The 13,595-nt window shown below is 62.9% G+C and carries 13 protein-coding genes; 2 read left to right on the forward strand and 11 right to left on the reverse strand.

Features of this window, described 5'->3' with window-relative positions; all coding sequences use genetic code 11:
- Nucleotides 1-221 precede the first annotated feature (221 nt).
- From hflC to N5D53_RS12335, 9 genes are all read right to left on the reverse strand, one after another.
- Nucleotides 222-1,091, reverse strand: coding sequence for a protease modulator HflC (gene hflC, locus N5D53_RS12295; protein ID WP_014592592.1), 870 nt, complete (start codon nucleotides 1,089-1,091; stop codon nucleotides 222-224).
- Nucleotides 1,091-2,272, reverse strand: coding sequence for an FtsH protease activity modulator HflK (gene hflK / locus N5D53_RS12300; RefSeq protein WP_104962644.1), 1,182 nt, complete (start codon nucleotides 2,270-2,272; stop codon nucleotides 1,091-1,093). The genes hflC and hflK overlap by 1 nt, the downstream gene beginning before the upstream one ends.
- A 96-nt stretch (nucleotides 2,273-2,368) precedes the next feature.
- Complete coding sequence (hflX, locus tag N5D53_RS12305; RefSeq protein WP_012274456.1) at nucleotides 2,369-3,670, reverse strand: ribosome rescue GTPase HflX; 1,302 nt, start codon at nucleotides 3,668-3,670, stop codon at nucleotides 2,369-2,371.
- Nucleotides 3,671-3,682: 12 nt separating this feature from the next.
- Entirely contained in the window at nucleotides 3,683-3,943 is a 261-nt protein-coding gene (gene hfq / locus N5D53_RS12310) for an RNA chaperone Hfq (RefSeq protein ID WP_003249532.1), read from the reverse strand.
- A gap of 94 nt (nucleotides 3,944-4,037) precedes the next feature.
- Complete coding sequence (gene miaA / locus N5D53_RS12315; protein ID WP_104962645.1) at nucleotides 4,038-5,009, reverse strand: tRNA (adenosine(37)-N6)-dimethylallyltransferase MiaA; 972 nt, start codon at nucleotides 5,007-5,009, stop codon at nucleotides 4,038-4,040.
- 1 nt (nucleotide 5,010) lies between these two features.
- Nucleotides 5,011-6,909, reverse strand: a complete 1,899-nt coding sequence (mutL, locus tag N5D53_RS12320; RefSeq protein WP_104962646.1) for a DNA mismatch repair endonuclease MutL — start codon at nucleotides 6,907-6,909, stop codon at nucleotides 5,011-5,013.
- Nucleotides 6,909-8,339 carry an N-acetylmuramoyl-L-alanine amidase gene (locus N5D53_RS12325; RefSeq protein ID WP_104962647.1) on the reverse strand — a complete coding sequence of 477 codons (1,431 nt, stop codon included), beginning with the start codon at nucleotides 8,337-8,339 and terminating at the stop codon, nucleotides 6,909-6,911. Before N5D53_RS12325 ends, mutL begins: the two co-directional genes overlap by 1 nt.
- 11 nt (nucleotides 8,340-8,350) lie before the next feature.
- On the reverse strand, nucleotides 8,351-8,824 hold the full coding sequence (gene tsaE / locus N5D53_RS12330; RefSeq protein WP_003249523.1) for a tRNA (adenosine(37)-N6)-threonylcarbamoyltransferase complex ATPase subunit type 1 TsaE: 474 nt from the start codon (nucleotides 8,822-8,824) through the stop codon (nucleotides 8,351-8,353).
- Nucleotides 8,812-9,672: an NAD(P)H-hydrate dehydratase gene (locus N5D53_RS12335; protein WP_104962921.1), complete on the reverse strand. Its 861-nt coding sequence runs from the start codon at nucleotides 9,670-9,672 to the stop codon at nucleotides 8,812-8,814. Before N5D53_RS12335 ends, tsaE begins: the two co-directional genes overlap by 13 nt.
- 65 nt (nucleotides 9,673-9,737) lie before the next feature.
- Between N5D53_RS12335 and queG the strand changes: the two genes are divergently transcribed.
- Complete coding sequence (queG, locus tag N5D53_RS12340) at nucleotides 9,738-10,802, forward strand: tRNA epoxyqueuosine(34) reductase QueG (RefSeq protein ID WP_014754621.1); 1,065 nt, start codon at nucleotides 9,738-9,740, stop codon at nucleotides 10,800-10,802.
- Between the two features lie 140 nt (nucleotides 10,803-10,942).
- Here queG and N5D53_RS12345 read toward each other — a convergent pair whose 3' ends face one another.
- Entirely contained in the window at nucleotides 10,943-11,554 is a 612-nt protein-coding gene (locus tag N5D53_RS12345) for a trimeric intracellular cation channel family protein (RefSeq protein ID WP_020193322.1), read from the reverse strand.
- A 91-nt stretch (nucleotides 11,555-11,645) separates the two neighbouring features.
- Nucleotides 11,646-12,188 carry an oligoribonuclease gene (gene orn, locus N5D53_RS12350; protein ID WP_190869898.1) on the reverse strand — a complete coding sequence of 181 codons (543 nt, stop codon included), beginning with the start codon at nucleotides 12,186-12,188 and terminating at the stop codon, nucleotides 11,646-11,648.
- A 152-nt stretch (nucleotides 12,189-12,340) separates the two neighbouring features.
- On the opposite strand from orn, the gene rsgA reads away from it, so the two are divergent.
- Nucleotides 12,341-13,372: a small ribosomal subunit biogenesis GTPase RsgA gene (rsgA, locus tag N5D53_RS12355; RefSeq protein ID WP_190869897.1), complete on the forward strand. Its 1,032-nt coding sequence runs from the start codon at nucleotides 12,341-12,343 to the stop codon at nucleotides 13,370-13,372.
- Nucleotides 13,373-13,595: the final 223 nt, after the last annotated feature.

Below are 13,595 nucleotides of genomic sequence, written 5' to 3' on the forward strand. Positions count from 1 at the left end.
AGCACTGATCCCAGCGCAGCCACCGTACCCGACACCCTCAAATTGCCTTGCGAGCTGACCAAACCGTCAACCGGCGCTGAGCCAATCAACCTTGCAGACGCAAAAAAGCCGGGAAATTTCCCGGCTGCCTCATCATACACCCCTTTTCATTCAGGATGCACCCCGCCTGGTGCATTAGCTGCCAGGCGGGGCGCCGCTGCATGAAAATCAGGGCCTGAGCATCAAGGCCTGCTCTTGTCCAGGTAACGGAAGAACTCGTTCTTCGGATCCAGGACCATCACGTCGCTCTTGCTCGAGAAGCTCTCGCGGTATGCCTGCAGGCTACGGTGGAACGCATAGAAATCAGCGTCCTGGCTGTAGGCCTTGGCATAGATAGCGGCCGCCTGGGCATCACCATCACCACGGGTTTCTTCTGCTTCGCGATAAGCCTCGGCCAGCAGCACACGGCGCTGACGGTCGGCATCGGCACGGATACCTTCAGCCAGCTCGTTACCCTTGGCACGGTGCTCGCGGGCTTCACGCTCACGCTCGGTGCTCATGCGGTCGAACACGCTGCGGTTGACTTCCTTCGGCAGGTCGATGGCCTTGACGCGCACGTCGACCACCTCGATGCCCAGCTCCTTGCTCGCCATGCGGTTCAGCGATGCAGTGATGTCAGCCATCAGCGCGTCACGTTCACCGGAAACCACTTCGTGCAGGGTCCGTTTACCGAACTGGTCGCGCAGGCCACTTTCCAGACGACGCGACAGACGCTCGTCGGCGATCTGCTTCATGCCGGACGTGGCGGTGTAGAAGCGTTCAGCGTCCTTGACACGCCACTTGGCATAGGCGTCGACCATCACCGCTTTCTTTTCCAGGGTCAGGAACCGCTGGGTCGGAGCGTCGAGGGTCATCAGTCGGGCGTCGAACCTGCGCACCTGGTTAACGTATGGAATCTTCACGTGCAAGCCTGGCTGAACATCCGCCTCGACCACCTTACCGAAGCGCAGCAGTACCGCACGCTCGGTCTGGGACACGATGTAGAAGCTGTTCCAGGCCACGATGGCCAGGACCACGGCGGCGATCAGGGCGATCAGCGATCTATTGCTCATCAGCGGCTCTCCCTAGTACGCAGCGGCTGCTGTTGCTGTTGCATGTCCTGCGCGGCACGGGCGGCCGCATCGTTGGCCGATGGCGACACGCTGGTGGTTGGCACGGACGGCCTGCGGCTGCCCTCGACCATCTTGTCCAGCGGCAGGTAGAGCAGGTTGCTCTGCCCGTCCTTGGTTGCCACCATGACCTTGCTCGAGTTGCTGTAGACCTCTTGCATGGTCTCCAGATACAGACGCTCACGGGTTACGTCAGGTGCCTTGCGGTACTCGGCAAGCAGCTTGGTGAAGCGGTCTGCCTCACCCTTGGCGCGGGCGATGACTTCGTCGCGGTAACCATTGGCGTCCTCGATGATGCGCTGGGCCTGACCACGGGCTTCCGGCACCACGCCATTGGCATAGGACTCGGCCTGGTTGCGGGCACGCTGCTCGTCTTCGCGGGCGCGGATCACGTCGTCGAAGGCTTCCTGCACTTCACGCGGGGCTGCCGCGCTCTGTACGTTGACCTGGGTAACGGTGATACCGGTACGGTAGGTATCGAGGAAGCGCTGCAGGCGTTCGCGGATATCCACGGCCATCTGCTCACGCCCCTCGGTCAACACCTGGTCCATCGAAGTGGAACCCACCACGTGACGCAGTGCACTCTCGGTCGCGTGCTGCAAGCTCACCTCAGGCTGGTCGACGTTGAGCACGAAGTCCTGCAGGTTGCTGATCTTGTACTGGACGGTCAGCGGCACCTCGACGATGTTCTCGTCTTCGGTCAGCATCTGGCCCTGCTTGGTGTAGGCACGCTCACGCGTGACGTTTTCCATGAACTTGCGATCAAGCGGCGGGAAGTAGATGTTCAGGCCGGGACCGACCGTCTCATAGTACTTGCCGAGGCGCAGCACAACCGCCTGCTCCTGCTCGTCGACCACATACACGGCGCTGTACAGCCAGATTGCAGCCAGCACCGCCAGGCCGATGCCCAGCAGGCCCAGGCCACCGCCCTTGCCGACATTGCGATCACCGCCGCCACGTTTCTTGCTGCCGCCGAACATGCCATTCAGGCTGTCCTGCAGTTTGCGGAAGGCCTCGTCCAGATCCGGTGGACCTTTCTTGTCACCACCGCCGCCACCGCCACCACGGCGGCCGCCCCAGGGATCCTGATTGTTCGAGTTGCCACCCGGCTCGTTCCAAGCCATAGCGCTCTCCATCTGATAAAGCAAAGACGCGCCCACGGCGCGCCGTCCAATGCTACAGAATGCCTGTCACTGCTGCCCGGCGACCTCGACGAGCATTTATTGCAAAGTGTGTTGCTCGACAAACACTTGCGGCTCCATGCCTTCGCGGCTGACCAGGCGATTCAGTTCGACCATGGGCAGTCGCACGCTCAGCAGGCTGCGCCCTTCTTCATCATGCTCTTCACTCTGCACGGCACCCAAGGCAAAGAATTGCGCGCGCAAGCGGGCAAAACGCTGCTCCAGGCACAGGGTACCGACAAACAGATCATCCCCCAGCAACTCGGCAACCGCCTGGCCAACCAGCTCCAGGCCACGCCCATCGCGTGCCGATACCCAGACCCGTTCCGGCTTGCCATCGGCATTGCGCTGGATCTGTGGCTCGACATCTTCGAGCAAGTCGAGTTTGTTGTACACCTCCAGTATCGGCAACCCCTCGGCACCGATCTCGCCCAACACCGCCAGCACCTGCTCGATCTGCTCCATGCGCTCTGGCTCATGGGCGTCGATCACATGCAGCAACAGGTCGGAGTTGCTCGACTCTTCGAGCGTAGCCCGAAATGCCTCGACCAGCTTGTGCGGCAGGTGGCGAATGAAGCCTACGGTGTCGGCCAGCACGATCGGCCCCAGGTCGTTGAGCTCGAGCCGGCGCAGGGTCGGGTCGAGGGTGGCGAACAACTGGTCCGCGGCATACACCTCGGATTCGGTCAGGGCGTTGAACAGCGTGGACTTGCCGGCGTTGGTATAACCCACCAGCGACACCGAGGGGATATCCGCGCGCTTGCGCCCGCGACGCGCCTGCTCACGCTGACTGCGCACTTTCTCCAGGCGCGACTTGATCTGGCGTATACGCACCCGCAACAGGCGGCGGTCGGTTTCCAGCTGGGTTTCACCCGGGCCGCGCAGGCCGATACCACCTTTTTGTCGCTCAAGGTGAGTCCAGCCGCGCACCAGCCGCGTGCTCATGTGCTCCAGCTGGGCCAGTTCGACCTGCAGCTTGCCTTCATGGGTACGCGCCCGTTGGGCGAAGATATCGAGAATCAGCCCGGTACGGTCGAGCACACGACACTCGAACACACGTTCAAGGTTGCGCTCCTGACTAGGCGTGAGGGTGTGATTGAAAATCACCAGGTCTACCTGTTCGGCATGGACCAGGTCGTGCAGCTCTTCGACCTTGCCACTGCCAATCAGGTATTTGGCGGAAGGCTGATGCCTTGTCACCGTGACCAGCGAGACGATGTCGGCACCGGCCGACAATGCCAACTCCTGAAACTCCTGCGGGTCTTCGCGCGCCTCAGGGTTCTGACCTTCCAAGTGAACGAGCAACGCCCGCTCACCACCACCGTGGCGCTCAAAGAACAATGCAGGCTCCTATCAGGCGTTGCCTGGCTCGCTGTCGCCGTGCTCGCTGTCGGTCGGGCTTGGCAGGCGGACCGGACGGGCCGGAACTACGGTCGAGATGGCGTGCTTGTAGACCATCTGGCTGACGGTGTTCTTCAGCAATACCACGAACTGGTCGAACGATTCGATCGAGCCCTGCAGTTTGATACCGTTGACCAGGTAAATGGATACCGGGACCTTTTCTTTTCTCAAGGTGTTCAAGTAAGGGTCTTGTAGCGAATGCCCTTTTGACATATGCCGCACTCCTGTAAGGATAAATAATAGAAAATCAATAAAATCGATAAATTAGGCCGCCCCTTCGCAAGAATAGACGGCAATCAGCAGGGACTCAGCTCAATATGGAGATGGCCCCAAGGTATTTCAAGGTGCGGGACAGATTGTCGCAGGCCAGGCTGTCAAGCCAGTGCACTTCAGGCCAGCCACGCAACCAGGTGAACTGCCGCTTGGCGAGCTGCCGGGTAGCGATGATACCGCGTTCACGCATCTCATTCTCAGTCAGCTTGCCATCCAGGTAATCCCAGACTTGCCGATACCCCACTGCCCGTATAGACGGCAGCCCGGCGTGCAAGTCACTTCTGGCTCGCAGCGATCGGACCTCGTCAACGAAGCCCTGTTCCAGCATCTGCGAAAATCGTAACGCAATTCGCTGATGCAAAATGTGACGATCTGTAGGAGCAATCGCCAAACTGGCGACAGTATAGGGCAAATGTCCGCCGGCGCCTGCGTCTGCGCCGCGACTTTCCGCGAATTGACGCCGACGATGAGCTGTCATGCTCTCGCCGCTCACCCGGTACACCTCCAATGCCCGGATCAGCCGCTGCGGGTCATTGGGGTGGATACGTGCTGCGGACTCCGGGTCGACTTCGGCCAACTGGCGGTGCAGCTCGACCAGGCCCAGGGCTTCAGCCTGCGCTTCCAGCTCGGCGCGCACCGCCGCATCGGCGGCCGGCATGTCGGCCAGGCCATCGATCAACGCCTTGTAATAGAGCATGGTGCCGCCGACCAGCAGCGGGATCTTGCCGCGCGCGGTGATCTCGGCCATGGCCTCCAGCGCGTCGGCACGGAACTGCGCGGCGGAATAGCTCTGGGCCGGGTCGAGAATGTCGATCAGCCGGTGCGGGTGGGCAGCGAGGACTTCTTTCGACGGCTTGGCCGAACCGATATCCATGCCCCGGTAGACAAGTGCCGAATCGACGCTGATCAGTTCACACGGCAGCACTGTGGTCAGTTCGATGGCAAGGTCGGTCTTGCCGGCCGCCGTCGGACCCATCAGGAATATTGCAGGGGGCTTGCCGCTCATTTCATCGACCGCGCAGGAAAAGTTTGTCCAGATCGTCCAGGCCCATCTGGGTCCAGGTAGGACGGCCATGGTTGCACTGGCCGCTGCGCTCGGTGTTTTCCATGTCGCGCAGCAGGGCGTTCATCTCGGGAATTGCCAGTCGCCGGTTGGCGCGCACGGCGCCGTGGCAAGCCATGGTGCCGAGCAGCTCGTTGAGGTGCGCCTGAATGCGATCACTGGTGCCGTACTCCATAAGGTCGGCAAGCACGTCCTGCACCAGGCGGTTGGCTTCAGCCTGCTTGAGCAAGGCCGGGATCTGGCGAATCGCCAAGGTCTCGGGGCCCAGGCGCTGCAATTCGAAGCCCAGGCGCTGAAACCACTGTGCATGCTCTTCGGCACAGTCGGCTTCACGCTGGCTGAGGGCCAGGGTCTCCGGCACCAGCAGCGGCTGGCCGCTCAGGCCCTCGCTGGCCATGGCCACCTTGAGGCGCTCGTACATTATCCGCTCGTGGGCGGCGTGCATGTCCACCAGCACCAGGCCAACAGCATTCTCGGCCAGGATGTAGATACCCTTGAGCTGCGCCAGGGCATAGCCTAGCGGGGGAATGTCGCCCTGGCTTTCGGGCAGTGCCGTCGCAGGCGCAGCACCTGTTTCCAGCGGCTTATAGAACTCGCGATACACCGCCTGTGCCTCTGCGGCCGGCAGCGGCTGCGAGGGACGTGGGGTGTACTGATACTGGTAACCGGCGCCACTGCCACCATTGGAAAACGACTGTTGCGGGGCTCGAGGCTGTTCAAGCACCGGCGAGGCCAGGCGCATTTCACCCTGGGGCCCGAACTCACCGGCCTGCTGGCCGGTGGGGCGAACCAGCTCAGGTACGGCAGCAGGTGCGGCCAGCTGGTCTTCCGGACGTACATCGGCCAAGGCACGGTGCAAGGTGCCATACAGGAAGTCATGCACCGAGCGCCCTTCGCGGAACCGTACTTCATGCTTGGTTGGGTGCACGTTCACATCGACGCCGTTGGGCTCCAGTTCCAGGAACAGCACGAACGTGGGGTGGCGGCCGTTGAACAGCACGTCCCGGTAGGCCTGACGCACGGCATGGGCGACCAGTTTGTCGCGCACTGCCCGGCCATTGACGAAGAAGTACTGCAGGTCTGCCTGGCTGCGCGAGAACGTCGGCAAACCGACCCAGCCCCAAAGGCGCAGGCCGTTGCGTTCCACGTCGATCGGCAGCGCCTGCTCCATGAAGCCCGGGCCGCAGATGGCACCCACCCGCCGCGCACGGGCGACTTCGTCGTGGGCCTCGTGCAGGCTGAGGATGCTCTTGCCATTGTGGCGCAGGTGGAAGCCGACATCGAAACGGGCCAGCGCCAGCCGCCGGATCACTTCCTGCAAGTGATCGAATTCGGTTTTCTCGGCTTTGAGGAACTTGCGCCTGGCCGGGGTATTGAAGAACAAATCGCGCACTTCCACCGAGGTACCGACCGGGTGCGCCGCCGGCTGCACCCGCGGCGTCATGTCGCGGCCTTCGGTTTCTACTTGCCAGGCCTCACTGGCACTGGCGGTACGCGAGGTCAGGGTCAGGCGCGCCACCGAACTGATCGAGGCCAAGGCCTCGCCACGGAAGCCCAGGCTCAATACCCCTTCTAGGTCTTCCAGCTCGCGGATCTTGCTGGTGGCATGTCGGGCCAGGGCCAGCGGCAAATCGTCGGCAGAAATACCGCTGCCATCGTCCCGCACCTTCAGCAGTTTGACGCCGCCCTGCTCGACTTCGATATCGATGCGCCGGGCACCGGAGTCCAGGCTGTTTTCCAGCAGTTCCTTGGCCACAGACGCAGGCCGCTCGACAACCTCGCCGGCGGCAATCTGGTTGGCTAGCCGCGGGCTGAGCAGCTGAATTCGCGAACCGCCACTCATCATTGCGCGGCCAAGGTGGTGGCGGGTACATCGAGGCGCTGGCCAACCTTCAGCTCATCGGTCTTCAGGCTGTTGATGCTGCGCAGACTGGCCACACTGACCTGGTAACGCACGGCGAGCATCGCCAGGGTTTCGCCAGGGCGTACGGTGTGTTCACGCGGGCCGGCGGCGATCTTGCCGGTGTCACGCAGCCAGGCGATATAGGTGCCGGGCGGCGGGTTCTGCTGGAAATACTGGCGCACCCCGGTACGGATCGACCGGGCCAGCGCCTGCTGGTGGCTCGACGAGGCCAGCTTGGCTGCTTCGTTGTTGTTCGAGATGAACCCGGTTTCAACGAGGATCGACGGAATATCCGGCGATTTCAGCACCATGAACCCGGCCTGCTCCACGCGCTGCTTGTGCAACGAAGTAACCCGCCCCATGTTGCCCAATACCTTTTGCCCCACGTTGAGGCTGGAGCTGAGCGTAGCGGTCATCGACAGATCAAGCAGCACGCCAGCGAGCATGCGGTCCTTGTCGTCGAGGCTGACATTACCCGCACCACCGATCAGGTCAGAACGGTTTTCCGTGTCGGCCAGCCAGCGCGCCGTCTCGGAGGTGGCGCCACGATCGGACAGGGCGAACACCGAGGCGCCAAAGGCTGCGCGTGACGGGGCCGCGTCGGCGTGAATCGAAATGAACAGGTCGGCGCCTTTCTTGCGGGCGATTTCCGTACGCTTGCGCAGCGGGATGAAGTAATCGCCGGTGCGGGTCAGCTCTGCACGGAAACCTTTTTCGCTGTTGATCTGACGCTGCAGCTCCTTGGCGATCTGCAACACGATGTCTTTTTCGTGCTGGCCACGCGAGCCGGAAGCGCCAGGGTCTTCGCCGCCGTGCCCGGCATCGATGGCAACCACGATGTCACGCTTGCCACTGGGTACCGGTGGTAGCTTGATCGCCGGCTGGGCCGGCGTCACTGGTACCGCCGGCGTGGTCGCAGGCGTTTGTACCGGGGCCGGAGCAGGTGGCGGCGCGCTGGCCGCGATAGCGTCAGCTTCCTGGTCATACAGGTCGACCACCAAGCGGTTGCCGTACTGTGCATTGGGCGCCAGGGTGAAGCTTTTCGGGGTAACCGACTTTTTCAGGTCGACCACAACCCGAAGGTCGGTTGGCGTACGCTGTGCCGAACGCACATTGCTTATCGGCGTGTTGGAGGTGGCCACATTCAGTGGCGCGGCCAGTGTTGCGCCATTGATGTCGATGACCAGGCGATCGGGTGCGCTCAGGGTGAAGACACTGTGCTGCACGGGGCCAGACAGGTCGAAGACCAGCCGCGTGTTGTCCGGTGCGCGCCACAGGCGCATGCTCTTGACTTGAGTGACGGCCAGAGCCTCAACGGTCACCGTTGTCAGCAGCAGCCCAACGATGGCGACCAGTGCGCGTATGCGCATACCTACCCCACTTACTGTTTATAGTGTTCGGCCAGTGCCACGCACCAAGCCTCGCCGCGAGCCCCCTGCGGCGAAAGGTTCAGCGAGCGTCCACTCGCTTGGGGGCTTATGGTAATGGTCAGGTCAGGCTTTGGCAAAACGCCCGCACCCTTTTGTGGCCATTCGAACAGGCACAGCGGGTCGCCCTCGAAATAGTCACGAATGCCCATGAACTCAAGCTCCTCCGGGTCGACCAGGCGATACAGGTCGAAGTGAAAGGCTCGGACCTCGCCGATTTCATAGGGTTCGACCACGGTGAACGTCGGGCTTTTCACAGCACCAGTATGGCCCAGACCGCGGATCAGGCCACGCGACAGGGTAGTTTTACCCGCGCCCAGGTCGCCCTCGAGGAAAATCACGCCGCGACCGCCGGTCACCTCAGCCAGTGCTGCACCGAATTTGACCGTGGCCTCTTCATCGGCCAGAAACAGATTTAAGCCAGACACGCAGAATGCTCCTCCAACAACTCACGAATGGCCGGCGCCAGATCACTGGCCGCCAGGCCTCTACCTTTTTTCCCAAGGCGCTCGCCGGCACAGGCGTGCAGCCACACCCCCAGACAGCCCGCTCCCCAGGCATCCAGGCCTTGGGCCAACAGGGCTGCCAGCACCCCCGTCAGCACATCGCCCAGGCCGGCGCCGGCCATCGCCGGGTGCCCGCGCTCGCACAACGCCAGCTGCCCGCTCGGGGCTGCCACCAGTGTGCCAGCACCTTTGAGCACACAGACGCTGTTATAACGGCGCGCCAGCTTGCGCGCGGCACCAGGGCGGTCGGCCTGCACCGCCTCGGTGGCAATCCCCAGCAGCCGCGCCGCCTCCCCCGGGTGTGGAGTAAGGATGCTGCCACTGGGCAGGGCCAGCGGGGTGCGCGCCAGCAAATTCAGGGCATCGGCATCCCACACTTGCGGCCGCTCGGCGTTGGCCACCGCCGACAGCAGGCTGCGGCCCCACGCCGCCTGTCCCAGGCCGGGCCCGACTACCAGCACCGAGGCGCGCTCCAGCACGCCCATCAGCTGGTTGGCCGAACAGACACCCAGGCACATGACTTCGGGCAGGCGCGCCAGGCTGGCCGACACGTGCTCGGGCCGGGTTGCCACGCTGACCAGCCCGGCGCCGCAACGCAGGGCGGCTTCGGCACTGAGCAACACAGCGCCTCCGGTACCCAGGTCGCCCCCGACCACCAGTACATGGCCAAAGTCGCCTTTGTGGGCATGCGCCTGCCGTGGCGGCAGGCGGGCAACCGTCACGCTGCTGAGCAATTGTGGGGCATTACTGGGGTGTTTGGTCTGCGGCATGGGGTCAAAGGCTCCAATGTCTGGCAGAATTATACGCACCTGAGCCCGTATTGCCTTGCCCATCCATGTCCGCCTCTACACCTGACCTCGCCCAACTGGCCCAATCGATCAAGATTTGGGGCCAGGAACTCGGTTTTGCCCATGTTGGCATCGCCGGGGTCGACCTTGGCGAACACGAACACCACCTGCAGCGTTGGCTCGACGCCGGTTATCAGGGTGAAATGGAATACCTGGGCGCCCACGGCAGCAAAAGGTCACATCCCGACCAGCTGATCCCCGGCACGGTACGCGTGGTCTCGCTACGTATGGACTACCTGCCCGGCGACACGCAGATGGCGCAGCGCCTGGCCCAGCCCGAGAAGGCCTACGTGTCACGCTACGCGCTTGGCCGGGACTACCACAAGCTGGTGCGCAAGCGCGTGCAGTTCCTCGCCGACCGCATCCAGGAAGCCATCGGCCCGTTCGGCTACCGCGCCTTCGTGGACAGCGCCCCGGTACTGGAAAAAGCCTTGGCCGAACAGGCCGGGCTGGGTTGGATCGGCAAGAACACGCTGCTGCTCAACCGCAAGGCGGGCAGCTACTTCTTCCTTGCCGAACTGTTCGTCGACCTGCCGTTGCCGGTGGACGAAGCCACCACCAGCGAGCACTGCGGGCGTTGCCAGGCCTGCCTGGACATCTGCCCGACACAAGCGTTTGTCGGGCCCTATGTGCTGGATGCGCGACGCTGCATCTCGTACCTGACCATCGAGCTGAGGGGCGCGATCCCTGTAGAGTTACGCGCAAAGATGGGCAACCGGGTATTCGGTTGCGACGACTGCCAGATCGTCTGCCCCTGGAACCGCTTTGCCAAGCACAGCCAGGAGCAGGACTTCCAGCCACGGCACGGGCTGGAAAATACCGACCTGGCGGCGATGTTCCTGTGGGATGAACGCACCTTCCTGCGCAAGACCGAGGGCGGGCCTTTGCGGCGGGCGGGGTACGAGCGGTTCTTGCGCAACCTGGCGGTGGGGTTGGGCAATGCGCCCTCCACGATTCCGGTTATCGAAGCGCTGAAGGCCAGGCGTGACGATGAATCGGAATTGGTGCGCGAGCATGTGGAGTGGGCGCTGGCCCGACACGGAGCTCAATAGCGACCAGCCTCAGAGCATGCGCCATCCTTGTGGGAGCGGGCGCGCCCGCGAAGCAGGCAACACAGGGAATGGCACCGGCTTCGCCGGTGTTCGCGGGCACGCCCGCGCCCACAAGGGCCATGTTGCGCTTGTAAATTGCGTCACTGCTGGTCGTTGTAGTGGAACTTGGGCATTTCCCAGTGGAAGCGTATCGCCAACAGGCGCAACAGGAAGCCGCCAAACAGAGTCAGCAACATCGCCTGCTCCGCCGGCACCTTGAAATACACGCATCCCAGATAGAACCAGGCCGCCGCAAATGACACGCTGGCATACAGCTCACGGCGGAACACCAGCGGGATGTCGTTGCAGAAGATATCCCGCAGGATCCCGCCGAACACCCCGGTGATCACCCCGCTGATCGACGCCACCAGCATGCCCTGCCCCATCTCCAGCGCCGTCATGCAACCTATCAGGGTAAACGCCACCAACCCCAGGGCATCGAGCACCAGGAACAGCGAGCGAAGGCGGCGCATCATTGGCGCGATGAAAATGGTCAGCAGCGCCGCAAAACTGGTCAGCACCAGGTACTCAGGGTGCTTCACCCAGGTCAGCGGATAATGCCCGAGCAGCACATCACGCACCGAGCCGCCCCCAAGCGCAGTGACGCAGGCGATCAGCACCACGCCAAACCAGTCCATGCCGCGACGCCCGGCAGACAGCGCGCCAGTCATGGCTTCGGCGGTAATGGCGATAAGGTAGAGCATCAACAACATGGTGCGGGTCCGTGCAGGAAAGGCGCGCAGTCTAACCAGTTGCCCAAGGCACCAAAAGGGGGCGCAGATACAATATCTGCGCCATTTCGACTCACAGCTTGATGAAGTGCTCGCGATAGTGACGCAGTTCGGCGATCGATTCGCGGATATCGTCCAGCGCCAGATGGGTATTGCCCTTCTTGAAGCTGTCACGCACGTCCGGCGCCCAGCGCGCGGCCAGCTCCTTGAGGGTGGAGACATCCAGGTTGCGGTAGTGGAAGTAGTTTTCCAGGTTGCGCATGTGGCGGTAGAGGAAACGACGATCCTGGCAGATGCTGTTGCCGCAGATCGGCGACTTGCCTTTAGGCACCCACTGCTCGAGGAAGGCGATGGTCTGTGCCTCGGCTTCGGCCATGCTGACCTTGCTCTCGCGTACGCGCTGGGTCAGCCCCGAAGCACCATGGGTGCGGGTGTTCCACTCGTCCATGCGCGACAGCACTTCGTCACTGTGGTGGATGGCGATCACCGGCCCTTCGGCCAAGGTATTGAGCTCGCTGTCGGTGACGATGGTGGCCATTTCGATGATGACGTCGCTGTCCGGATCCAGGCCGGTCATTTCCAGGTCGATCCAGATCAGGTTCTGTGGGTTTTGCATGCAGGGGCTCCTCATATAGGCGGTCATATTAGCCTAGTGGCCAAGGCACGCCCATTCACGGCACAAAGGTGAGCAGAATAGTCCAGCGGCGGGCGTGCTAAACTGCCTGCCGTTTTCAATGCCCCACGCCGGGCCTCTCTTACGGTACCTTCATGGCCAAACGCCAGCTCAATCGCCGCCAAAACTGGCGGATCGAAAAAATCCAGGGCGAGCGCGCCGCTCGCGCGGCCAAACGCGAGCAGCATGCACTGCAGGAACTGGAAGGTGGCGATCTGGGGCCGGAACAACTGGGCCTGGTGATCGCGCACTTCGGCGTGCAGGTAGAAGTTGAAGCTCAGGATGGCGAAACCGCAGGCCAGGTGTTCCGCTGCCATTTGCGCGCCAACCTGCCAGCACTGGTCACCGGCGACCGTGTCGTGTGGCGTGCGGGTAACCAGGGCATCGGCGTAATCGTGGCGCAGATGCCGCGCAGCACCGAGCTGTGCCGGCCGAACAACCATGGTCAACTCAAGCCGGTGGCAGCCAACGTCGACCTGATCGTGATCGTGTTCGCCCCGGCGCCGGAGCCGCACCCGAACCTGATCGACCGCTATCTGGTAGCAGCCGAGCACGCCGGCCTGCGCCCGCTGCTGCTGCTGAACAAGGCCGACCTGATCAACGACGAGAACGGCCCCGGCCTGCACGCGCTGCTGGAGATCTACCGCGAACTGGGCTACCCGCTGCTGGAAGTTTCGGCACACCACGGCGACGGCATGCAGCGCCTGCAGCAACAACTCGACGGCCATATCAGCGTGTTCGTCGGCCAGTCGGGGGTGGGCAAGTCGTCGCTGGTCAACAGCCTGCTGCCAGACGCTGGTACCCGCGTAGGCGACTTGTCGGAATGGTCAGGCCAAGGTACCCACACCACCACCACGGCGCGGCTGTACCACTTCCCCAACGGCGGCGACCTGATCGACTCGCCGGGTATCCGCGAGTTTGGCCTTGGCCATGTCAGCCGCGACGACGTGGAGGATGGCTTCATCGAGTTCCGCGACCTGTTCGGCACCTGCCGCTTCCGCGACTGCAAGCATGACCGCGAACCGGGCTGCGCGCTGCTCAAGGCACTGGAAGAGGGGCGCATCAAGCCGCAGCGCATGAACAGCTACCGCTCGATCATCGCCAGCCTGGCAGAAGACAGCTACTGAAACGCTCGAATTGAAAGTTGCCGCGATCCCTTGTAGGAGCGGGTTTACCCGCGAATACGGTGGCGACTGCAACGGTGAACGGCGGGTGGAAATTGGCCAGCAGGTCCGGCCCTTTCGCGGGTGAACCCGCTCCTACGACGGCCTGCGCCCAATCACCGATGCGTATGTAGGAGCGGCTTTAGCCGCGAACACCGGCAACGCCGGTGCCATTCACCGCGCTGGA

Source organism: Pseudomonas sp. GD03862 (genome assembly GCF_029840855.1).
In the GTDB taxonomy this organism is placed as follows: Bacteria; Pseudomonadota; Gammaproteobacteria; order Pseudomonadales; family Pseudomonadaceae; genus Aquipseudomonas; species Aquipseudomonas alloputida.